Source organism: Enterobacter sp. JUb54 (genome assembly GCF_014298075.1).
Lineage (GTDB): Bacteria > Pseudomonadota > Gammaproteobacteria > Enterobacterales > Enterobacteriaceae > Klebsiella > Klebsiella lignicola.
The window spans coordinates 193,576-216,668 of record NZ_CP060418.1 but is presented as its reverse complement, the minus strand read 5'-3'; the positions used below and the strand labels follow the sequence as shown (position 1 = coordinate 216,668).

The following is a 23,093-nucleotide window of genomic DNA, read 5'->3' as shown; positions in this document are numbered from 1 at the left end:
ATACATAATGCAGTCTGATGTCATTGAAGCTGACCTGAACCGAATTACCGTGACTGACCCGTTCCTCGGGGAGTACCAGCGTCTGATCCGCGATGTGGTCATCCCCTACCAGTGGGAGGCGCTGAACGACAACATTCCTGATGCCGAACCGAGCCATGCGCTGGCGAACTATCGCATCGCGGCCGGGCTGGAAGATGGCGAATTTTACGGCATGGTTTTTCAGGACAGCGATATCACCAAGTGGCTGGAAGCGGTCGCCTGGTCATTAAGCCAAAAGCCTGACGCCACCCTGGAACACACCGCCGATGAAGTCATTGAGCTGTTGGCGAAGGCCCAGTCTGAAGATGGTTATCTGAATACCTGGTACTCCGTGAAAGAACCAGGCCTGCGCTGGACCAATCTGGCGGAGTGCCATGAGCTGTACTGCGCCGGGCATCTGTTTGAAGCCGCGGTGGCTTTTTATAACGCCACCGGCAAGCGCCGCCTGCTGGAGATATCCTGCCGCTTTGCCGACCATATCAACGACGTGTTTGGCCCCAATGAAGGCCAGCTGCGTGGCTACCCCGGACACCCTGAAATAGAGCTGGCGCTCATGCGCTTGTACGAAGTGACTCAGGAGCCGCGCTATCAGGAGCTGGCCCGCTTTTTCCTGGAAGAACGCGGTCAGCAGCCCTACTACTACGATATCGAGTTTGCAAAACGCGGCGGCACCTGGCACTGGGATAACTGGGGCGATGCCTGGATGGTGAAAGATAAAGCCTATACCCATGCGCACAAGCCGCTGAATGAACAGGACCAGGCGGTGGGCCACGCCGTGCGTTCGGTCTACCTGATGACCGGGCTGGCCCATATCGCCCGGATGACCCGCGACGAGGAAAAACGCCAGACCTGCCTACGCATCTGGAACAACATGGTCCAACGGCGAATGTACATCACCGGCGGCATCGGTTCGCAGGGCATTGGCGAGGCCTTCACCAGCGACTACGATCTCCCGAACGACACCGCCTACGGCGAAAGCTGCGCCTCCATCGGCCTGATGATGTTCGCCCGCCGGATGCTGGAAATGGAAGGCGATGCGCACTACGCCGACGTCATGGAGCGGGCCTTCTACAACACCGTGCTCGGCGGGATGGCGCTGGACGGCAAACACTTCTTTTACGTCAACCCGCTGGAAACCCACCCTAAAAGCATCCCGCATAACCATATTTACGACCATATTAAGCCGGTGCGTCAGCGCTGGTTCGGCTGCGCCTGCTGCCCGCCCAACATCGCGCGCACCCTGGTAGCCATTGGTCATTATCTGTTTACGCCGCGCCCGGATGCGCTGTTTATCAATTTCTACGCCGGCAGCGAGGCCAGCTTCACCATCAATGCGCAGACGCTGGCGCTGAAAATCAGCGGCAACTATCCGTGGGACGAAGAGGTGACGATCGCCTTCAGCCATGCGCAGGCCGTCAGCCATACGCTGGCGCTGCGTCTGCCTGAATGGTGCGCAGCACCGCAGGTACTGGTCAATGGTGAAGTGGCGCAAGGAGAACTGCGCAAAGGTTATCTGCATCTCACCCGCGAGTGGCAGCAAGGCGATACCATTACGCTACGCCTGCCCATGACGGTTCGCCGGGTGTACGCCCACCCTCGGGTGCGCCACGCCGCCGGGAAAGTCGCGATTCAACGCGGGCCGCTGGTCTACTGTCTTGAAGAGGCAGACAACGGCACCGAATTGTACAACCTCTCGCTGCCAACGAACAGCCGCTTCAGCGAAATCGCCGGCAGCGGTGTGCTGGCGGGGAAAGTGTTGCTGGTGGCCGAAGGGCTGCGTCGCCCAACGTCGGCAGACGACCAGCCGCTGTATGGCTTTGACCATCCGCAAACCCAGGTGCAGAAGCAGACGCTGACATTTATTCCGTGGTTCAGCTGGGCCAACCGGGGAGAAGGTGAAATGCGCATTTGGGTGGATGAAGCGTAACGCGACAACAAAAAAACCCGCGGTCAGCAGACGGCGGGTTTTTCGCAACAAAGGGAGAGATTACCCTTCGTTATGCATCTCTAAGTTCTCGACTTCATTCTGACGCTGTACCGCTTTGGCGTCGTCATTACGCAGAGAATCGAGATAATCCAGATAGCGCTGGTCGACGTCTTTGGTGACGTACACGCCGTTGAACACCGAGCATTCAAACTGCTGAATATCCGGGTTTTCCGCACGCACAGCGTCAATCAGATCGTTCAGATCCTGGAAAATCAGGCCATCGGCACCGATGATCTGGCGGATTTCGTCCACTTCGCGACCGTGGGCAATAAGCTCGGTGGCCGTTGGCATATCAATACCGTAGACGTTCGGGAAGCGAATCTCAGGCGCGGCGGAGGCCAGATAGACCTTCTTCGCACCGGCTTCGCGAGCCATCTCGATAATCTGCTCAGAAGTAGTACCACGGACGATGGAATCATCCACCAGCAGCACGTTTTTATCACGGAACTCAGCACGGTTGGCGTTGAGCTTACGGCGCACTGATTTGCGACGCAGCTGCTGTCCCGGCATGATGAAGGTCCGGCCAACGTAGCGGTTTTTCACGAACCCCTGACGATATGGTTTGTCGAGGATACGGGCGATTTCCAGCGCGATATCGCACGAGGTTTCCGGAATCGGAATGACCACATCGATATCCAGATCTTCCCATTCACGCGCGATTTTCTCGCCCAGCTTGGTACCCATGTTAACGCGGGCGCTGTAGACGGAAATTTTATCAATAAAGGAGTCCGGACGCGCAAAGTAAACGTATTCGAACAGGCACGGGTTGCTGACCGGGTTTTCCGCACACTGACGGGTAAACAGCTGGCCTTTTTCGGTGATATAAACCGCTTCACCCGGCGCAACGTCACGCAGGAACTCAAAGCCCAGGGTATCCAGCGCCACGCTTTCGGACGCCACCATATACTCGGTACGACCGTCACCCACATCACGTTTACCCAGCACCAGAGGACGGATGCCGTTCGGATCGCGGAACGCGACCATACCATGACCGATAATCATCGCCACGCAGGCGTAAGCGCCACGAATCTGCCGGTTCGTCGCGGCGATCGCGGCAAAGATGTTATCCGCTTCCAGCGGGTAATGGCGGAAATTATCCAGCTCGCTGGCAAAGATGTTGAGCAGGATTTCAGAATCGGAGGTGGTGTTGATGTGGCGGCGTTTTTCTTCAAACAGCTTTTTACGCAGCTCGTGCGCGTTGGTCAGGTTGCCGTTATGCGCCAACGTGATGCCATACGGTGAGTTAACGTAGAAAGGCTGCGCCTCGGAAGCACTTGAGCTGCCAGCCGTCGGATAGCGCACATGGCCAATACCCATATTGCCCTGCATACGCTGCATATGGCGAGCTTCAAAAATATCGCTCACCATGCCGTTTGCTTTACGCAAACGGAAACAGTTATTTGCATCAATCGTGATGATGCCTGCGGCATCCTGGCCACGATGCTGAAGCACCGTTAACGCGTCATAAATCGACTGGTTTACCGGCATAACACCGGCGATACCGACAATACCGCACATACGTCTTTTCCTCGTTCAGCCACATCCCAACGCTTATGCTTTGGGCAAGAAACTTGACGAGCTTTGCAGATAGTCAAAAAACCATCTGATAACGAAACTGAACTGCGGGATAAGCTCTGACTTTTGCCAGTCTTCGCTTTTCGCCATACCGGTAAAACTATCGAGAAAGAACAGTATCGCCGAGACTATCAGCACGCCACGCAGGGCGCCAAAACAGATCCCTAACACCCTGTCGGTACCCGACAGGCCGGTCTTCTCTACCAGTGCGCCAATCACATAGTTAACAATGGCGCCGACGATCAGCGTTGCGATAAACAGTATCGCGATAGCAATCCCATTGCGGACCATTTCGTCTTCAAAACCCGTGAACCAGACAGCCAGGTAAGTGTAGTAATGGCTGGCAACAAAGAAAGCACATCCCCATGTCACCAACGATAACGCTTCACGAACAAAGCCGCGGATCAGGCTTACCAGACAGGAAAAACCAATCACCGCAATAATGACGTAATCAATCCAGACCATAAACATCCCACGATTTACGCCCTGTCGTCCAGTTCGGGGCGCATTCTAACAGAAAAAGAAAACGTTTGCGTAGGGATTTCCGTGCCCTACAGAAATAAAAATGGCGCTGAAAAAACATTCAACGCCATGCTGTCTTTAGCCTTCTGAAAGCACATCAGACAGGCGCGTTGCCGCTCCCCGCTATGGGGAGAGGCAAGGTTAGTTAGGGCTGTATCCCATCACCACACCGCTCAGTCCGGAGAGCTGTTTCAGGTCGCCAAGTTGGCCTTTCAGCTTATCTTTCGAGGCATCTGGACCCACCAGGATTCGGGTAATTTTACCCTGAACCGGGGTTGAAGGCGACGTGTAGACTTTGAACCCGGAGGAGCGCAGTTTACCGACGATCTCGTTGACCTTATCGGCGTTCTTCAACGCCCCAAGCTGCACCACGTAGGCTTTGCCGGTCGGCGCCGGGATCTCTGCCGGTTTCGCCGGCGGCGTCTGCACGGCCACCTGCTGCTGTTGCTGCGGCTGTGGTTTCTCAACCGGTTTCGGCTGCACAGGTTGCGGCTTAGGCTGTGGCTGCGGTTTAGGCTGCGGCGCCACGACCGGCTCCTGCACATCATCGAAGCTGTTGCTGTTGACCGGAATTCGCGACGGATCTAACGATGGAGCCGCGGCATCACCCGCACGGACCTCTTCCGCCGCCCCTTCAGGCGGCTGCGCCGGCAGGGCCTGCGTCGCGGCCGGCAGCATGTCCGGCTCATCGCGATCGCCTGGTTTCGGCACCAGGGGAATCGCCGCGAACTCGTCCTGATAATGTTTTTTCTGGCCGTCGAGCAGCCCTGGGAGAATAATCACCCCCAGCGCCACCAGTACAATTGTCCCGACTAAACGGTTCTGAAACTTACTCGCCACCGATTCTCCCCGCGTCTATTTCTTCCATTACATGCGCCACCGTGTGGAATGACCCGCACACCAGTACGGTATCTTCAGACCTGGCATCAGCCATGGCCGCATGCCATGCCTGAGCGACATCAGCGTAAGCATTCCCTTCAGGTAAGTGTTCCAGCAGCTGTTGCGCCGTGGCGCCGCGCGGCCCTTCCAGCGGTGCGCAGTACCAGCAGTCGACCTCTGCCTTCAGGTTTGCCAGCGTACCGGCGATATCTTTATCATGCAGCATACCAATAACCGCCAGTACGCGCCCCGTTTTCGACAGGCTTTTGAGACGCCCGGCGAGATAGGCCGCCGCATGAGGATTATGGGCCACGTCGAGAATAACACGCGGCGTTTCGCTGATTATCTGAAAACGACCGGGCAACATCGCCCGTGCGATGCCTTCGCGAAGCGCCTGCTCGCTGATGACCAGCCGGCTGGCGCGCAGTGCTGCCAGCGCCGTCGCGGCATTTGGCATCGGCACCAGCGGCAGCGGTAGCCCTGCTAACGCTCCCTGAGCGTCGGAGAAGGACCACGATTCGGCATCGACGGTGTAGCGCCAGTCAACATCACGTTGCAGCAGCGTGGCGCCTTTCTCAGCGGCGACTTCAGCAATCGTGTGGGGCATATCCGGTTCACCGACCACCGCCGGTTTACCAGCACGGAAAATACCGGCCTTCTCGCGACCAATACTTTCACGATCCGGCCCCAGCCAGTCGATATGATCCAGCGCGATGCTGGTCACCACGGAAACGTCGGCGTCAACAATATTGGTGGCATCGAGTCGGCCACCCAGACCAACCTCAAGGATCACCACGTCAAGCTGGGCCTGCTGGAACAACCACAGCGCGGACAGCGTACCGAACTCAAAATAGCTCAGCGAAATATCGCCGCGGGCCGCTTCGATCTCGGCAAAAGAGGCGGTATGCGCGGCTTCCGGCAGCTCTGCGCCCTGGATACGAACACGTTCGGTATAACGCACCAGATGCGGTGAACTGTACACGCCGACCTTGTAGCCCGCCGCCATCAGCACGGACTCCAGCGTGCGGCAGGTGGTTCCCTTGCCGTTGGTACCTGCCACCGTAAAGACAAACGGCGCCGGTTTTAATACCGCCATCCGCCCGGCAACGTCGCGCACGCGCGTCAGCCCCAGATCGATGGTTTTACTGTGCAGGTGTTCCAGATAGGAAAGCCACGTAGCCAGGGGCGACGTGGCCTGAGGAGTAGGTTGTTTTTCCATGATGTCCGCTAACGTTAACGGTAAATGCACTGCATCCTTCAAGCGGGTGCCCGGCCTGCTGCGCTCGTAACTTACGCGGTCTGCTGACCTGGGTTCTGCTTATTCGCCGCGACCTGGCTTGAATGATGGCGCATATAATTAAAAAAGGGCAGCACCGTCAGGCCTGCCCTCTGAATTATCAGGCCTCTGGTTCCTGATCCGGTGCTGGTTGCACCACCTCGCCTTCATGAGAGACATCCGGGCTGGGCGCCGGAAGATTCATCAGCTTCGCCAGGATACTGGCCAGCTTCAGGCGCATCTCCGGGCGACGAACGATCATATCGATCGCCCCTTTCTCAATCAGGAACTCACTGCGCTGGAATCCCGGCGGCAGTTTTTCGCGTACGGTCTGCTCGATGACGCGAGGACCGGCAAAGCCAATCAGCGCTTTCGGTTCAGCGATGTTGAGATCGCCAAGCATCGCAAAGCTCGCCGATACGCCGCCCATCGTCGGGTCAGTCAGTACCGAAATATACGGTAAGCCACGCTCCTGCATTTTCGCCAGCGCAGCAGACGTTTTCGCCATCTGCATCAGCGACATCAGCGCTTCCTGCATACGCGCACCGCCGGAAGCGGAGAAGCAAATCAGCGGGCAATTATCTTCCAGCGCCTGTTCAACGGCACGGACGAAGCGCGCGCCGACGACGGAACCCATTGAGCCACCCATAAAGGAGAACTCGAAGGCCGCGGCGACAACCGGCATCTCATGCAGGGTACCCTTCATGACCACCAGCGCATCTTTTTCGCCAGTCTCTTTTTGCGCGGACGCCAGACGGTCTTTGTACTTCTTCGAATCGCGGAACTTCAGCACATCTTTCGGCTCGAGCTCGCTTCCCAGCTCCACCAGGGAACCTTCGTCCAACAGGCTATGCAGGCGATTACGCGCCGACATACGCATGTGGTGATCGCACTTAGGGCAAACCTCCAGGTTGCGCTCCAGCTCTGCACGGTACAATACCTGTCCGCAGCTGTCACACTTGGTCCATACACCTTCAGGAATACTCGCCTTACGGGTGGGAGTGATGTTGCTTTTAATTCGTTCAATCCAGCTCATTGATAACCTTTCTGCCTGAACCTGGTCGATGCCAGTTTTGTCTTAAGGGGCGCATAATGCCATTTTTGACCCTTACAGACCATGAATGTTGCACATTAAATCATAACATCCCGTCACATGGGATAAAAAAGTGGTCGTACCGCTCACACTTCCCTCTTCGGGCCGTGATGCTGCACCCGAAGAGGAACACGCGGTCTGGACTATTTTGCCTGCTTCGCCGCAGCGCGCTTGTGGCGAATGATTTCAATCACCCCAGGCAGCACCGACAGCACAATAATCGCGACGATCAGCAGCTTCAGGTTTTCCTGTACGATCGGCAAATCACCAAACAGATAGCCCGCATAGGTAAACAGCAGAACCCACAGCAGCGCGCCGGCCACGTTATAGATGGCAAAATGACGATAGGACATATGGCCCATTCCCGCCACAAACGGCGCGAAAGTTCTGACGATCGGCACAAAGCGCGCGAGGATAATCGTTTTACCGCCATGACGTTCGTAGAACGAATGGGTTTTATCCAGGTAGCTACGACGGAAAATTTTCGAGTTGGGATTACTAAAGAGCTTTTCACCAAACAACCGGCCAATGGTGTAGTTCAGCGCATCGCCGACAATCGCCGCGATCACCATCAAGACCACCATCAGATGCACATTCAGATCGTTGGTCGGCAACGCTGACAGCGCCCCCGCCACAAACAGCAGCGAATCTCCCGGCAGGAATGGCGTCACCACCAGACCCGTTTCGCAAAACAGAATCAAAAACAGAATGGCGTAAACCCAGACACCGTAGTCGGCAACCAGCTCAGCCAGATGAACATCAATATGCAGGATGAAATCAATTAAAAAACGAATCAGGTCCATATCGTATAAATCCTTAATTGCACGACATTTCATCGCTCAGGATACTGCCCGATAACACGCCGTGCGTTGCCAGGCAGTCCGAAGGATAAAGCGTATACGTTAGTCCGCCAGAAACAGCGGGCCCATCGGCATCACCGGCAGGTCGAAACGGGCCGGATAATCTACCGACACCAGATACAACCCTTCGGCTTTTGCCGTTGCGGCGGCAAGCTTCCTGTCTTTGGCCGCCAGAAGTTCTGCAATCCAGCTCTCTGGCTGGTTACCGGCCCCCACTTCCATCAGGCTGCCGACAATGTTCCTTACCATATGATGTACAAAGGCATTCGCTTTGATATCCACGACCACATACGCGCCATAACGGGTGACGCTGAGATGGATAATATTCCGCCACGGCGTGCGCGACTGGCACTGCACCGCGCGGAATGACGTGAAGTCATTTTCACCCAGCAGACATTGGGCGGCACGTTGCATCCGCTCAGCGTCCAGCGCCTGGTGATAATGTGTGACACCCTGACTTAACACCGCCGGACGCAGACGGTGATTATAGATGACGTAACGATAGCGCCGGGCGGTGGCGCTGAACCGGGCATGAAAATCGTCCGGAACATGTTTGACCCAACGTACAGCAATGTCACCAGGTAAATTCGCATTTACGCCGAGCGTCCATGCGGCATCTTTCCGCAGCGCTCGGGTCTCGAAATGGACCACCTGACCGGTACCATGAACGCCGGCATCGGTACGCCCGGCACAGAACACGCTAATCGGTTCATTGGCGACCTGCGAGAGCGCCTTTTCCAGCTTCTCCTGCACGCTGCGAACTTCATTTTGCCGCTGCCAGCCGTAATACTTACTGCCGTCGTACTCAATACCCAGTGCGATTTTATAGACCGGCAGCTGCTCCAGCTCAGACATCAGTACAGATACTCCTGCACCAGTTTCTCGGCAATTTTCACCGCCATCAGCGCGCCGCCAAAACGTACGTTATCGGCAACAGACCAGAACTGAATCTGCTCTGGCATACCGTAATCGTTGCGCACGCAGGCGACTGACAGGTGTGCAGAACCGGATGCATCACCAACCTGAGTCGGGAATTCACGTTCTTCTGAAAGCTCGATATCTTCACCACGGGCAAAGGCATCGCGCGCTTCTTCCGCCGCCAGCGGACGCAGCGCTTCGAAGCTGACCATCTGCGCATGACCGTAGAAGACCGGTGACTGCACGACGTTTGCCGAAATCATCAGCCCTTCATCCTGCAGGATTTTGCGGACTTCATCGACGATACGGCGCTCTTCGCGCACGCTGCCTTCACGATCCGGCAGCAACGGCAGCATGTTAAACGCCAGCTGACGACCAAAGAAATCATCCTCATCGATCGGGATACCGTTCAGCAGTTTGGCACTCTGCCCTGCCAGGGCATCCACAGCTTTTTTACCGTGCGCGGAGGCAGAGATCAGGCTGGTTACCCCGATACGCGACAGACCACCTTCGTCGATCAGCGGCTTCAGCGCCGCCAGCAGCTGGCTGGTCAGGCTGTTAGGGACGGCAATCACATTACGATTGCGATAGTCGGCCAGTACAAACGGGTTCACTTCCGGAACGACCAGCGGAACGTCCGGCTCCAGCGCAAACAGGCCGCTGAGATCGATAACCAGGCAACCGGCGTTGGTGGCCTCTTCAACATAGGTCGCGCTGGCTTCGACACCGGCGGCAAAAAAGGCCAGCTGGGCCTGAGTCCAGTCAAATTCAGCGGCATCCTGTACCACAACCGACTTACCGCTAAAACGCAGATGCTCGCCTGCGCTCTCATTGCGCGCCAGCGCATAAATGTCACCCACCGGGAACTGACGTTCAGCAAGGGTTTCAAGCAGGGCTTCGCCGACGGCGCCCGTTGCGCCCAGTACGGCAATATTCCAGCCTTCAGACATGGTGGTTTACTCCAGAGAAAAGCGACCCTGCCGGAGTATCCAGCAGAGTCATTAAGAAGATATTAACGAATGGGGTGATGTACGGCATTAAAACCGAGCTGACGCAACAGCGTTGCCGCCTGCACATCGCTGCACTGTACGTACAGGGATGACCATTCACGGCGTTCCTGATAATTCTTGCGTAGCTTGTCAAACTCACCCGGTACGCCGGCGACTTTTCGCAACGGCGCATCATCGCGGCGCACATCATACACCAAATGAACCAGCCTTTTTAGCGTTGGCTGATCGAGTGGGCCATGCAGGGTAATGCGGCCAAACTCTGGCGCCGGGAGCAAGGTGTCTAGCGCCACCTGCTGCGGGTGACCAATAAAGGTGCTGTAGGCTTCAAAGACCTGCGTCGTTCCGCGCGCTTTCCCTTCCAGGGTGTAACCAGCAATGTGCGGCGTCCCGATATCAACGCGGCTCAGCAGTTCAAGGTTCAGATCCGGCTCGGGTTCCCAGACGTCCAGCACCACGCTTAGCGACTGACCGGACTGCAGACAGGCCAACAGCGCGTGGTTATCCACCACCGGACCGCGACAGGCGTTGATCAGCACGCAGCCCGGCTTCAAACGGCGAATTAACGCCTCGTCCGCGAGGTGCAGGGATTTGTACGGCCCGTCTTTAAACAGCGGCGTGTGGAAGGTCAGAACATCCGCTCCCTGAACCAGCTCATCCAGCGTGCGGAAGTCACCTTCATCACCGCGATCGGCGCGTGGCGGATCGCACAGCAGCGTTTTGATCCCCAGCGCTTCCAGCCGTTTTTGCAAACGCCCGCCGACGTTGCCAACCCCGACAATCCCGACGGTACGATCGGTCAGCGCAAAACCATCGCGCTCGGCCAGCATCAGCAGGGATGAAAAGACATATTCCACCACCGCAATGGCGTTACAGCCAGGGGCGGCCGAAAACCCGATCCCTGCCTGCTGCAGCCACGCCTGATCGACATGATCGGTGCCGGCCGTCGCGGTGCCAACGAACGTAATTCCTGTGCCGGAAAGCAGCGCTTCATTCACCTTAGTGACGGAGCGAACCATCAGCGCATCGGCGCCGCTGAGGGCCTCAACCGGCACAGGACGGCCAGGGACCGCCTCGACCTCGCCTAATCGGCTAAAAAGCTCGCGGGCATAGGGCATATTTTCATCAACGAGGATTTTCACGGTTTTGTACCTGTCTGAGAACAAGAGTAAACCGGGGAAGTGTGCCATAATCTCGCCGCCAGGAACATCATCACCGGGCCTCTGTACAGCAATACGGAAAGGATTAATCATGACACATCCCGTTTCAGGTATCTCCGACCGCCCTCCGGGGAGTGGTCCATCCGGTGCTTCCGTCACCGGTGAGCCAGCACTGACCACGCAGCAACGCACCGTTCTTGAGCGGCTGATTACGCGTCTGGTGGCGTTAACGTCGCAGCAGAATGCGGAAGTGTGGGCAGGAGTCAGGCACGATTTGGGACTCAAAGGCGATGCATCCCTGCTGTCGTGCCATTTCAGTGCCGCTGAAAATAACCTGAATCAGCGTCTAAGCGTGGCGCAGCAAAACCTTCATCATCGCCAGACTCTCGCGCAATTAAGCGAGCTACTGAACCGGGGAAATAACCGCCAGGCGGTCAGCGATTATATTCGCCAGCATTACGGGCAAACCACGCTGCATGCGCTCAACGAAGCGCATCTGCAAGAAGTGCTGCAGCTGCTGAAAAGCGGCCAGCTGTCGATCCCTGCGCCGCAGCAGCGCCCGCCAACCCTGCGCCCGCTTCTGCCCGCCGAGCACAATACCCTTAACCAACAGGTCAGTCGGCTTGCCGCCGCCACCGGCGAACCGGGCAAGCTTATCTGGCAGTCAATGCTGGAACTGAGCGGAGTGAAAACCGGCGAACTGATCCCGGCGACCCACTTCACGCCCCTCTCCTACTGGCTGCATGCCCGACAAACGCTCAGCACCCAGGCAGCACCGACGCTCACCTTGCTGCAGGCGGCGCTGAAACAGCCGCTGGAAGTTCACGAGTGGCAGACAATTGTCGATTTTGCCCAGCACAGCTGGCACGTCACGCCGCAAACAACCTTGAGTTCGACCCAGGTACTGGCGCTACTGAACAAAATATTTGTCTTACGTGTCGCCAGAGCGCAGGAGACGCTGGCCATTCCCCCGATGCCGCCGGAACCAGCTTCGCTTATTGAGCGCCTGAAAAAGCCGTGGATGATTCTGCTGGCAGCGCTGGTGGTACTTGGGCTGGTCTGGCTGCTGATGTAAAGCAGCAGTATGGCGAGAGACCCGGCCCCTGCTTCAGACCGGGTCATCGCGTTATCTACGCGACTATTTACGCAAAGAGAGCAGCGTCACCAGAATGCCCAACAGCGCACAGGCCGCCCCGGCCATAAACACCGAGGAATAGCCCAGCGAAGTGGCGAGCAAGCCAGCGAGCGGGCCGGTAATGCCGTATGAGATATCCTGGAATGCGGCATAGCCACCTAACGCGGTGCCGCGCACCTGCGCCGGGACGCGCTTCACCACTTCAACGCCTAATGACGGGAAGATCAGCGAACAGCCGCACCCTGTCAGCGCCGCGCCCGCCAGCGCCACCCAGGCAACCGGCGCCTGCCACAGCAGAATCAGGCCGATGGCTTCGATGAGCAGTGAGACCATTGCCACCTTCACCCCGCCAAAGCGGTCCGGCATCCAGCCAAACAGAATACGCATCAGGACAAAAGCACCGCCAAACGCGGTCAGCGTGAAGCCCGCCATCGCCCAGCCGCGGCTGGCAAAATAGAGTGAGACAAAGGTGCCGATCACCGCAAACCCGACGCCCTGCAGCCCCAGCCCGATGCCCGGACGCCAGATCATCCCGACCACGCTCCATAACGACGGACGTTCACCGCCATGCGCCGGCACCTTACGCACCGTGCCATTGATCGCCAGCGCCAGCAGCGGTAACGCCATAGTGACGCAGGCCAGCACGGCAACGCCAAAATGCGAGTAGATCAGTAAGCCCAGCGGCGCGCCAACGGCCAGTGCGCCGTACATGGCCATGCCGTTCCACGACATCACTTTTCCTGAACGCGCCGGGCCCACCAGCCCCATTCCCCAGCTCAGGTTGCCGGTCAGCAGTTGGCTTTCGCCAAAGCCGAGGATCAGGCGTCCCAGTATCAATAAGGCAAACTTTGCCCACACCGATACCGGCAGCAGCGCGGCCAGCAGCCATGCCGCCCCGGCCAGGGCACAGGCCAGCATCCCCTGAAGCACCGAACGTTTGGCCCCGTGCTGGTCAGCGAGACGCCCGGCATAACCGCGGGTCAGCACCGTCGCCAGAAACTGGATCCCCACGGCAATCCCCACCATGGTGTTGCCGAAGCCCAAATCATGGTGCACAAAAAGCGGTATCACCGGCAGCGGTAATCCCACGGTCATATAGGTCAGAAAGACGGAAAAGGTAATACGAAATAGCGAAACATTCGCTGATTGAGTTGTTGCTGTGACAGTCGCTGCGGACATGCTTTACTCCAGTTCGCAGAGTAAGGCGAGGTGATAGCCACGCCCCCTCCACCTGATGATCAGGGTTTAGGTGCGTTGGATGACGTTAAACGCTTACGCATAATCGGGGAGATTAATGTTCCGCAGCAGTTTGCCTGCCGGGCCCTGGTGCTGTCAAGAAGACAAAAAGGGAGCCGGTTGGCTCCCTTTTATGCATCAGTTGGCATTACGCCGCTGGATTACGCGTTGTGTTTACGCATCACCAGCGTGGCGTTGGTGCCGCCAAAACCAAAGCTGTTAGACATAACAGTCGTCAGTGCAGACTCGGTTGGTTTGGTGACGATGTTCAGACCTGCAGCCTGCTCATCCATCTCGTCGATATTGATGCTTGGTGCAATAAAGCCGTGTTCCAGCATCAGCAGAGAGTAGATGGCTTCCTGCACGCCAGCGGCACCCAGAGAGTGGCCGGTCATCGCTTTGGTCGCGGAGATAGCCGGGCTGTGGTCACCGAATACTTCACGGATAGCGCCCAGTTCTTTCACGTCGCCCACCGGAGTAGAAGTGCCGTGGGAGTTCAGGTAGTCGATTGGGGTATCCACACCGGCCATCGCCTGCTTCATGCAGCGCACCGCGCCTTCACCAGACGGAGCAACCATGTCAGCGCCGTCAGAGGTTGCGCCGTAGCCAACTACTTCAGCGTAGATGTGCGCGCCGCGGGCCAGAGCGTGTTCCAGCTCTTCAACCACGACCATACCGCCGCCGCCGGCGATAACGAAACCGTCACGGTGTGCATCATAAGTACGGGAAGCTTTGTCCGGCGTTTCGTTATATTTGGTGGACAGAGCGCCCATCGCGTCGAATTCACAGGCCATTTCCCAGCACAGCTCTTCGCCGCCGCCAGCAAACACGATGTCCTGTTTGCCCAGTTGGATCTGCTCAACCGCGCTGCCGATACAGTGCGCAGAAGTCGCACATGCAGAGCTGATGGAGTAGTTCACGCCGTGAATTTTGAACGGGGTCGCCAGGCAGGCAGAAACGGCAGAAGCCATCGCTTTGGTCACCACATAAGGACCCACTGCTTTCAGGCCACGCGGGCTACGCATGGCATCTGCGCCAAACACCTGAGATTTAGAAGAACCGCCGGAACCAGCAATCAGACCGACGCGAGGGTTGTTTTGATACACCTCTTCTTTCAGTCCTGCATCTTCGACAGCCTGCTGCATTGAGAGATAAGCATAGATAGAGGCATCGTTCATGAAACGGACCACTTTGCGGTCGATGAGACCCGTGGTGTCCAGTTTGACGTTACCCCATACGTGGCTACGCATACCAGAATCTTTGAATTCTTGAGAGAAAGTGATCCCCGAGCGTCCTTCACGCAGAGATTCCAGGACTTCCTGCTGGTTGTTACCGATGCTGGAAACGATGCCCAGGCCAGTAATCACTGCACGTTTCATTCAATACCTCTATAAAGTCATGCTATTTTAAGTTTCGAGTCGCACAATAGCGTACACTTGTACGCTGAACAAGTCCGATCAGACAAATTAAGCATAAATTTGCGCCGTCCGGCACACATCGTTAAGATCGTTGCACGCCTTGAGATTCGAGTAACTTACGTGAAACAAAACGCCATACAACCTGCCAACCTGGAATTCAATGCTGAGGGTACACCTGTTTCCCGAGACTTCGATGATGTGTACTTTTCCAATGACAATGGTCTGGAAGAGACACGCTTCGTTTTTCTCGGCGGCAACCGCCTCAGCGAGCGCTTTCCGGTGCATCCGCACCCGCTGTTCATCGTCGCCGAAAGCGGGTTTGGTACGGGTCTCAATTTCCTGACCCTGTGGCAGGCGTTTGACGTTTTTCGCCGCGACAACCCCGACGCTACCCTGCAAAGATTACATTTCATCAGTTTTGAAAAATTTCCGCTGACCGCCGCCGATCTGCAGCGCGCGCATGCCCACTGGCCCGAACTGGCGCCGTGGGCCGAACAGCTGCAGGAACAGTGGCCGCTGCCGCTCGCGGGCTGCCACCGCTTGCTGCTCGACGACGGACGGGTGACGCTGGATTTGTGGTTCGGGGATATTAATGAACTGACCCACGAGCTTGACGACTCGCTGAATCAGCAGGTCGACGCCTGGTTTCTCGATGGCTTCGCCCCGGCGAAGAATCCGGACATGTGGACCCCGACGCTGTTTTCTGCGATGGCCCGTCTGGCAAGGCCGGGCGGCACTCTGGCGACGTTTACGTCCGCCGGTTTTGTGCGTCGCGGTCTGCAGGACGCCGGCTTTACCATGCGCAAATGCAAAGGTTTTGGCCGCAAACGCGAAATGCTCGTCGGCGAGATGACGCAGACGCTGAATGTCCCGGTACGTACGCCCTGGTTTGCCCGTACCGGCAGCCAGCAGCGCGATGTGGCGATTGTCGGTGGCGGCATCGCCAGCGCCCTGCTCGCTCTCGCCTTGCTGCGCCGTGGCTGGAAGGTCAGCTTATACTGCGCCGATCAAGCCCCAGCCGAAGGCGCCTCGGGCAACCGTCAGGGGGCGCTCTACCCGCTGCTGACCCAGCACGACCCGGCGCTGGCGCGCTTCTTCCCGGCCGCATTTACCTTTGCCCGTCGCCTGTATGACGCGCTCCCGGTGATGTTTGACCACCAATGGTGCGGCGTCACCCAGCTTGCCTGGGATGAAAAGAGTGAACAGAAAATCGCGCAGATGCTGTCGATCGGGCTGCCGGAAGGTATCGCGATGGCGGTGAATGCCCAGACCGTCGCGCAGGACACGGGAGTGGACACCGGCTGCGGCGGAATCACCTATCCCGCCGGCGGTTGGCTGTACCCGCAGCAGCTCACGGCCGAACTGTTTGCGCTGGCCGCCATCCGCGGATTGCGTACGCACTATGGCGTTAACGTCTCGACCCTGAGCGCCGACCATGACGGCTGGCAGCTTAACCACCAACATCAGCATGGGGTGGTGGTACTGGCCAACGGCCATCAGCTCACCGGTTTCTCCCAGACCGAGCATCTGCCAGCCTATCCGGTGGCGGGCCAGGTCAGCCATATCCCCACTACGCCAGGGCTGGCGGCGCTGCGTCAGGTCCTGTGCTATGACGGCTACCTGACGCCGCAGAATCCCCATAATCAGCAGCACTGCATCGGCGCCAGCTATCACCGCGGGCAGAGCACCCCGGCTTTCAGCGCCGAGGACCAGCAGCACAACCGGCAACGGTTGATTGACTGCTTCCCGCAGGCGGCGTGGGCAAAAGAAGTAGATGTCAGCGGCAATGAGGCCCGCTGCGGCGTGCGCTGCGCGACCCGCGACCATTTGCCGATGGTGGGCAATGTCCCGGATTATGACGCCACCTTGACACAGTACGCGACGCTGGCCGAAGAGAAAGAGCAGGCGCCGACGGCACCGGTGCATCGCAATCTGTTCGTACTGGGCGCGCTGGGGTCACGTGGGCTGTGCTCCGCGCCGTTAGCGGCGGAACTTCTGGCGGCACAGATGAGCGGCGAACCGCTGCCGCTGGATGCAACCACCCTGGCGGGGCTGAATCCGAATCGTTTATGGGTAAGAAAACTGCTGAAGGGAAAGGCGGTGAAGTAAGCCGCAGGAGCGTCTGGCTGGCGATGACTCAATTGGTGCAGCGCGGCGCCGGCGCGATACCCGGCGTCGCACCACCCGGCCAGATCCTCAGGCCGGGCGTTCAGCGGCAGTTAGTGGGTTGCGCGCTGATATAAACTGTCCCACATCCCCTGAACCAGGATCTGGTCCGGCGGCGAGAGTTCACCGGCGCCGATCGCTTTCTCCAGGCTGCGAACGACCTGATCGTTGATCGCTTTCGCAGAGTGGTCGTCCCCTCCTTCCAGCTCGGCAACCGCCAGTGTCAGGTGGCCGCGCAGATAGCCGCTGGCAAACAGTTCATCATCACTGGCGTGGTCTACCATTTCATCGATCAGTGCCAGAATGCGTGATTCAAACTCCGCGAGCATTGTCTTTCCTCTTCTAGTGTCAAACGTGGCGTTAGTGCAGGTCTTCCGGCCACGGGAATTGTTCTGCCGTCAGTGGCGGCGTCTGATAATAATCTTGTAAGGCCCGGATAAAGCGCGCCGGGCGCTCAGGGATCCCTTGCTCAAGCAGGGTCATCACCTGTGCATGAACGCGGCGCTGGAAGGCGATGCGATCGGGCTCAAAGTCCCCTTCCAGGTTGTCGCAGCTGACGTTAAACGGAAAACCTGCCGCGACGCAAAACAGCCAGTCAAAGGCCTGAGGCTTGACTTCCACCTCTTCGAACTTGCACTGGGTCATCGCGTCACGACCATCCGGGCAGTACCAGTAACCGAAATCAACCTGTTCGCGACGTGCCTTGCCCGCGATACACCAGTGGGAAATCTCATGCAGTCCGCTGGCATAAAAGCCGTGGGCAAAGACGATACGGTTATAGGACACGTCGTTGTCTGCCGGAAGATAGATCGGTTCGTCATCGCCTTTAATCAGACGGGTATTAAAATCGTCGGCAAAGCAGCCGTCAAAAATCGCGATCAGCTGCTGATAATGGTGTTGCTGTTGCATTAATGAATTCCCAACCACTGAAGAATTTCAGCCCCGTGGCTGTCATAAAGAAGTTTCGCGCTCATCACGGCGGAGACAACCACAATCATCGGACGAATCAACGATTGTCCTTTACTCAATACCAGCCGTGAACCGGCACGGGCGCCAATAAACTGCCCCGCCATCATCACGAACCCGGTGGCCCAAATCACTTTGCCGCCAATGATAAACAGCAGCAGCCCGCCGACGTTGGAGGTGGCGTTCAGTACTTTGGCATGGGCGGTTGATTTGGCGAGGTTAAACCCGGCCAGCGTGACGAAGGCCAGCGCATAGAAAGAACCGGCGCCCGGCCCAAAGAAACCGTCATAAAAGCCCACACAGCCGCCGGCAATCAGGGCAAACGGCAGGCCATACAGGCGACGCTGGCGGTCTGCTTCACCTAATCTCGGCATCAGCAGGAAGTACAGGCCGATGCCGATCACCAGCACCGGCAGGATCTGGCGCAGAATATCGGACTGGACGTGCTGCACCAGCAGCGCGCCGGCAGTCGAGCCGATAAAGGTCATCAGGATATTTAGCTTCTGGTCGGCCAGATTCACCACCTTGCGGCGAATAAAATAGAGCGACGCCGAAAGCGACCCGCCGCAGGCCTGCAGCTTGTTGGTCGCCAGCGCCTGCGCCGGAGGTAGCCCGGCAGCCATCAGCGCCGGGACGGTCAGCAGTCCACCGCCGCCCGCCAGCGAATCAATAAACCCAGCCAGAATAGCCACGAAAAAAAGCACCACCAGTACCATCGGTGACACCATAAACAGGTCAACAAAGCTTTCCATTACAGCACGTGCTCATCCAGTAGTGCCTGGCAGGAAGGCGGCAACGGCGGCGGCGTCTTCTTCACAGGAGAGGTGGTTCCAGGTTTTGATGGTTCAAACCAGCTTTGCAACTCGGCGCCGCAGCCATCACCTGCCGGTGGTGGGGCCTGCTCTTCGCACTCCAGGCTGCCCGCCGGGCAACGCAGACGCACGTGCATGTGCGCCCGATGCTGGAACCACGGCCGCACTTTGCGTAGCCAGTCACGATCCTGACCGGCGTCGAGGCACAGCTGCTGCTTGATAGCCGGGTTAACAAAAATGCGTGTGACGTCGTTATCTTCTGCCGCCAGTTTAATCAGGTTGCTGATTTGCGGGCTCCACAGCGACGGCACCACGCGCTTACCGTCGCGGGCAACCAGATCCAGCGCCTGTGGTTTCAGCAGCTGAGTCGAGCTCCAGCGGATCTGCGGGAGTTGGAGGAAGATATCGACATCCAGCCCGCTTTGATGGCTGGCATGACCGCCGTTAAAGCGCCCGCCCGCCGGCATCCCCATGTCGCCAATCAGCAGCGTACCCATGCCACGGCTATGCACCTGGTTGCCCAGACGCTGGATAAACTGCACCAGATCCGGATGACCGAAATAGCGACGCTGATCGGTACGCATGACCTGGTAACTGGCCGAGTTGAGCGGCAGCCCCTGCGCCCCCACGATACAGCCGTTCGCAAAGGCGCCGATAGACTGCGCGCTGCCGGCGATCGGCTGGGAGATTTTTTGCCACGGCGTTGCCGCGAGGCTGGCAGAGCTGGCGACAAGCGCCAGCAGAGCGATAACGGTTTTTTTCATCGATTACCAGCGTGGAATTGATGTCGTCACGTCGCCATTTTGTGCGCGTTGACGCATAAAGTGATCCATTAAGACGATCGCCAGCATCGCTTCAGCGATCGGCACCGCACGAATGCCTACACAAGGATCGTGGCGCCCTTTGGTGATCATCTCGACTTCGTCACCGAAACGGTTAATCGTATGTCCCGGTACGGTAATGCTGGAGGTCGGTTTTAGCGCGATATTGGCGACGATCTGCTGACCGCTGCTGATACCACCCAGAATGCCGCCCGCATGGTTGCTCTGGAAGCCGGCTTTGGTGATTTCATCGCGGTTTTGACTGCCGCGCAGTTTGACCACCTCGAAACCATCGCCGATTTCCACGCCTTTGACGGCATTGATGCTCATCATCGCGTGAGCAATGTCGGCATCCAGACGGTCAAATACCGGCTCGCCGAGCCCGGCAGGTACGCCGTCGGCAATCACGGTGACTTTTGCCCCGATGGAGTCGCCCTCTTTTTTCAGGCCACGCATCAGTTCATCCAGCGCGTCGATCTTCTCCGGGTCCGGGCAGAAGAAGGGATTCTGTTCAACCTGATCCCAGTCTTTTATCGCCAGCGGAATATCGCCCATCTGGGTCAGACAGCCGCGGATAACAATCCCGAATTTTTGCGCGAGGTATTTCTTGGCAATGGCGCCAGCGGCGACGCGCATCGCGGTTTCACGCGCCGAAGAGCGACCGCCCCCGCGATAGTCGCGCAGGCCATATTTTTGCTCATAGGTGTAGTCGGCGTGTCCCGGGCGGAACACATCTTTGATCGCGCCGTAATCCTGCGAGCGCTGATCGGTATTTTCGATCAGCAAACCAATGCTGGTGCCGGTGGTGACACCTTCGAATACCCCGGACAGAATCTTCACCTGATCCGGTTCACGGCGCTGGGTGGTGTAGCGCGACGTTCCCGGACGGCGACGGTCCAGATCGTGCTGCAGATCGGCTTCGGTCAGCGGAATGCCTGGCGGCACTCCGTCAACGATACAGCCCAGCGCCAGCCCATGCGATTCGCCAAAGGTGGTGACGCGAAAGAGTTGTCCAATTGTGTTTCCTGCCATCACGGCTCCGTCATGTTTGCGTGTTGTTTTTAGTCTTTATAAATGCCGAAATGCGCGCGGGCAGCGATCAGCTGTGATTTGGTCAGCATGAAGACGCCATCCCCGCCATTATCAAACTCGAGCCAGGTAAACGGCACGTCCGGATACTGCTCAATCAGATGTACCATGCTGTTACCGACTTCACAAATCAGAATCCCGTCGTCGCTGAGATAATCCGGTGCGTTGCCGAGGATGCGGCGCGTCAGCTTCAGGCCATCGCTGCCGGAGGCCAGACCCAGCACCGGCTCGTGGCGATATTCACCCGGCAGATCGGACATATCTTCTTCATCAACGTACGGCGGGTTGGTGACGATCAGGTCGTACTGCACTTTCGGCAGGTCGCGGAACAGATCGGAACGAATCGGCGTCACCTGGTGGATCAGGCCGTGCGCTTCGACGTTTTGTTCAGCAACGGCCAGCGCGTCGATGGAAATATCCACCGCGTCCACTTCCGCTTCCGGGAAGGAGTAGGCGCAGGCAATCGCAATGCAGCCGCTGCCGGTGCACATGTCGAGAATATGCTGTGGCTGATGGTCAATCAGGCCGGAGAAGTGGTTATTGATCAGTTCGCCAATCGGGGAGCGCGGCACCAGCACCCGCTCATCAACGAAGAACTCGTGGCCGCAGAACCAGGCTTTATTGGTCAGGTAAGCCACCGGGATACGTTCGTTGATACGACGGATCACGCGTTCAACAATGCGGTGTTTTTCACTGGATGTCAGACGGGCGGTATGCATGTCCTCCGGGATATCCAGCGGCAGGTACAGCGAAGGCAGCACCAGCTGTACCGCTTCATCCCACGGGTTATCGGTCCCATGGCCATACCAGATATTCGCCGCGCTAAAGCGGCTGACAGCCCAACGCAACATGTCCTGAATGGTATGCAGCTCATTGACTGCTTCATCAACAAAAATTTTATCCACGCCATCCTCCAGGACACGCTATACGGTAATTTCGGCGGCTAGTTTGCCACGAAGACGGCGATAAATCAGCATTCTTACGTCGGGCCGGCGGGGAAAAATACGTTTTGCTTGCCTGAACAGAGGCCGAGTCGGGTAAACTAGCGAAAAGAAATGATGAGAGTGGGCAATGAAAAAGAAAACATCGCTAAGCGACGAGGATCAGGCGCTGTTCCGTCAGCTAATGACCGGTACCCGTCAGATTAAGCAGGACACGATCGTTCACCGCCCGCTGCGCAAGAAAATCACCGACGTACCGCCCAAGCGTTTACTGCAGGAGCAGGTGGATAACAGCCACTATTTTTCGGATGAGTTTCAGCCGCTGCTGAATAGCGAAGGGTCGGCAAAATACGTCCGCGCTGATGTAAGCCATTTTGAGCTGAAAAAACTGCGCCGCGGGGATTATTCGCCGGAGCTGTTCCTCGATCTGCATGGCTTAACCCAGCAGCAGGCCAAGCAGGAGCTGGGGGCGCTGATCGCCGCCTGTCGTCGGGAGCATGTTTTTTGCGCCTGCGTGATGCACGGTCATGGCAAGCACATTCTCAAGCAGCAAACGCCGCTGTGGCTGGCACAACATCCGCATATTATGGCGTTTCATCAGGCACCAAAAGAGTACGGCGGAGACGCCGCACTGCTGGTACTGATTGAGGTGGAAGAGTGGCAACCGCCGGAGCTTCCGTAATACGGATGCTCCGGAGGGAGATTAGATAGCTTTTGCCATCTTCAGATTGCAGGGGCTCATCTGCCAGGTAAACTCACCTTTGCCGTCCGCATCCAGCGTGACGCAGGCAATGGCCGACGTTGTAAACATCGGGGGAGTTTCTCCCGGACACAGCTCTGAGACGAGATACCCCACCAGCGGCAGGTGCGAAACGACCAGCACCGTTGAGACACCTTCATTTGCCAGCGTCTGAAGCCAGGCGTTGACCATGCCCACATCGCCACACGGCGTGAGCTCCGGCATCACGTCGACATTTTCAGGCAGGTTCATGCACTCTCTTACCACATCCAGCGTCTGTTGTGCACGCAGGTAAGGACTCACCAGAACCCGTTCAATATCCACTTTCTGGCCTTTCAGCCAGGTTGCCATCTGACGGGATTCATCACAACCACATACGGTTAATGGACGAACCGAGTCACTGGCTGCATCGAGGGCAGCGTCGCCGTGACGCATGATAAAAACTTGCATATTG

At 57.6% G+C, this 23,093-nt stretch carries 22 protein-coding genes; 4 read left to right on the top strand and 18 right to left on the bottom strand.

Annotated elements, in window-relative coordinates; all coding sequences use genetic code 11:
- Positions 1-7 precede the first annotated feature (7 nt).
- Complete coding sequence (locus HF679_RS00975) at positions 8-1,966, top strand: glycoside hydrolase family 127 protein (protein ID WP_187042506.1); 1,959 nt, start codon at positions 8-10, stop codon at positions 1,964-1,966.
- A gap of 60 nt (positions 1,967-2,026) precedes the next feature.
- Here the strand turns inward: HF679_RS00975 and purF are convergent, their stop codons facing one another.
- From purF to pdxB, 9 genes are all read right to left on the bottom strand, one after another.
- Positions 2,027-3,544, bottom strand: coding sequence for an amidophosphoribosyltransferase (gene purF / locus HF679_RS00970; protein WP_123755266.1), 1,518 nt, complete (start codon positions 3,542-3,544; stop codon positions 2,027-2,029).
- Positions 3,545-3,577: 33 nt separating this feature from the next.
- Positions 3,578-4,066 carry a colicin V production protein gene (cvpA, locus tag HF679_RS00965; protein ID WP_004865201.1) on the bottom strand — a complete coding sequence of 163 codons (489 nt, stop codon included), beginning with the start codon at positions 4,064-4,066 and terminating at the stop codon, positions 3,578-3,580.
- A 198-nt stretch (positions 4,067-4,264) separates the two neighbouring features.
- Positions 4,265-4,963, bottom strand: coding sequence for a cell division protein DedD (gene dedD / locus HF679_RS00960; protein WP_123755267.1), 699 nt, complete (start codon positions 4,961-4,963; stop codon positions 4,265-4,267).
- Positions 4,953-6,221: a bifunctional tetrahydrofolate synthase/dihydrofolate synthase gene (folC, locus tag HF679_RS00955; protein WP_123755268.1), complete on the bottom strand. Its 1,269-nt coding sequence runs from the start codon at positions 6,219-6,221 to the stop codon at positions 4,953-4,955. The genes dedD and folC overlap by 11 nt, the downstream gene beginning before the upstream one ends.
- 178 nt (positions 6,222-6,399) lie before the next feature.
- Complete coding sequence (accD, locus tag HF679_RS00950; RefSeq protein WP_123755269.1) at positions 6,400-7,314, bottom strand: acetyl-CoA carboxylase, carboxyltransferase subunit beta; 915 nt, start codon at positions 7,312-7,314, stop codon at positions 6,400-6,402.
- 200 nt (positions 7,315-7,514) lie between these two features.
- On the bottom strand, positions 7,515-8,174 hold the full coding sequence (locus HF679_RS00945) for a DedA family protein (RefSeq protein ID WP_123755270.1): 660 nt from the start codon (positions 8,172-8,174) through the stop codon (positions 7,515-7,517).
- Positions 8,175-8,273: 99 nt separating this feature from the next.
- Entirely contained in the window at positions 8,274-9,086 is an 813-nt protein-coding gene (gene truA, locus HF679_RS00940) for a tRNA pseudouridine(38-40) synthase TruA (protein ID WP_123755271.1), read from the bottom strand.
- Complete coding sequence (locus HF679_RS00935; protein ID WP_123755272.1) at positions 9,086-10,099, bottom strand: aspartate-semialdehyde dehydrogenase; 1,014 nt, start codon at positions 10,097-10,099, stop codon at positions 9,086-9,088. The genes truA and HF679_RS00935 overlap by 1 nt, the downstream gene beginning before the upstream one ends.
- A gap of 62 nt (positions 10,100-10,161) precedes the next feature.
- Positions 10,162-11,298 carry a 4-phosphoerythronate dehydrogenase PdxB gene (gene pdxB, locus HF679_RS00930; RefSeq protein WP_187042505.1) on the bottom strand — a complete coding sequence of 379 codons (1,137 nt, stop codon included), beginning with the start codon at positions 11,296-11,298 and terminating at the stop codon, positions 10,162-10,164.
- Between the two features lie 109 nt (positions 11,299-11,407).
- On the opposite strand from pdxB, the gene flk reads away from it, so the two are divergent.
- Entirely contained in the window at positions 11,408-12,391 is a 984-nt protein-coding gene (gene flk / locus HF679_RS00925; RefSeq protein WP_187042504.1) for a flagella biosynthesis regulator Flk, read from the top strand.
- A gap of 63 nt (positions 12,392-12,454) precedes the next feature.
- Here flk and HF679_RS00920 read toward each other — a convergent pair whose 3' ends face one another.
- Both HF679_RS00920 and fabB read right to left on the bottom strand, forming a co-directional pair.
- Positions 12,455-13,630, bottom strand: coding sequence for an MFS transporter (locus HF679_RS00920; RefSeq protein ID WP_187042503.1), 1,176 nt, complete (start codon positions 13,628-13,630; stop codon positions 12,455-12,457).
- 218 nt (positions 13,631-13,848) lie between these two features.
- Positions 13,849-15,066, bottom strand: a complete 1,218-nt coding sequence (gene fabB, locus HF679_RS00915) for a beta-ketoacyl-ACP synthase I (RefSeq protein ID WP_123755276.1) — start codon at positions 15,064-15,066, stop codon at positions 13,849-13,851.
- Positions 15,067-15,225: 159 nt separating this feature from the next.
- On the opposite strand from fabB, the gene mnmC reads away from it, so the two are divergent.
- A complete protein-coding gene (gene mnmC, locus HF679_RS00910; RefSeq protein WP_187042502.1) occupies positions 15,226-17,214 on the top strand; it encodes a bifunctional tRNA (5-methylaminomethyl-2-thiouridine)(34)-methyltransferase MnmD/FAD-dependent 5-carboxymethylaminomethyl-2-thiouridine(34) oxidoreductase MnmC in 1,989 nt (662 codons plus the stop codon).
- 110 nt (positions 17,215-17,324) lie between these two features.
- Here mnmC and HF679_RS00905 read toward each other — a convergent pair whose 3' ends face one another.
- The 6 genes from HF679_RS00905 to prmB are packed head-to-tail and all read right to left on the bottom strand — an operon-like array spanning position 17,325 to position 21,864.
- Positions 17,325-17,600, bottom strand: coding sequence for a YfcL family protein (locus tag HF679_RS00905; RefSeq protein WP_123755278.1), 276 nt, complete (start codon positions 17,598-17,600; stop codon positions 17,325-17,327).
- A gap of 31 nt (positions 17,601-17,631) precedes the next feature.
- Positions 17,632-18,180: an elongation factor P hydroxylase gene (locus HF679_RS00900; RefSeq protein ID WP_123755279.1), complete on the bottom strand. Its 549-nt coding sequence runs from the start codon at positions 18,178-18,180 to the stop codon at positions 17,632-17,634.
- Positions 18,180-18,989 (bottom strand): sulfite exporter TauE/SafE family protein, encoded by an 810-nt coding sequence (locus HF679_RS00895; RefSeq protein ID WP_123755280.1) that lies wholly within the window; start codon positions 18,987-18,989, stop codon positions 18,180-18,182. Before HF679_RS00895 ends, HF679_RS00900 begins: the two co-directional genes overlap by 1 nt.
- Positions 18,989-19,813: a penicillin-insensitive murein endopeptidase gene (mepA, locus tag HF679_RS00890; RefSeq protein WP_187042501.1), complete on the bottom strand. Its 825-nt coding sequence runs from the start codon at positions 19,811-19,813 to the stop codon at positions 18,989-18,991. Before mepA ends, HF679_RS00895 begins: the two co-directional genes overlap by 1 nt.
- 3 nt (positions 19,814-19,816) lie before the next feature.
- On the bottom strand, positions 19,817-20,902 hold the full coding sequence (gene aroC, locus HF679_RS00885; protein WP_123755282.1) for a chorismate synthase: 1,086 nt from the start codon (positions 20,900-20,902) through the stop codon (positions 19,817-19,819).
- A gap of 29 nt (positions 20,903-20,931) precedes the next feature.
- Entirely contained in the window at positions 20,932-21,864 is a 933-nt protein-coding gene (gene prmB, locus HF679_RS00880) for a 50S ribosomal protein L3 N(5)-glutamine methyltransferase (RefSeq protein ID WP_123755283.1), read from the bottom strand.
- A 166-nt stretch (positions 21,865-22,030) separates the two neighbouring features.
- Here prmB and smrB point away from each other — a divergent pair, with 166 nt between their 5' ends.
- The gene (gene smrB, locus HF679_RS00875) at positions 22,031-22,582 is read left to right on the top strand and encodes an endonuclease SmrB (protein ID WP_123755284.1); all 552 of its coding nucleotides are present in this window, start codon (positions 22,031-22,033) and stop codon (positions 22,580-22,582) included.
- 21 nt (positions 22,583-22,603) lie between these two features.
- Here the strand turns inward: smrB and sixA are convergent, their stop codons facing one another.
- On the bottom strand, positions 22,604-23,089 hold the full coding sequence (gene sixA, locus HF679_RS00870; protein ID WP_123755285.1) for a phosphohistidine phosphatase SixA: 486 nt from the start codon (positions 23,087-23,089) through the stop codon (positions 22,604-22,606).
- Positions 23,090-23,093: the final 4 nt, after the last annotated feature.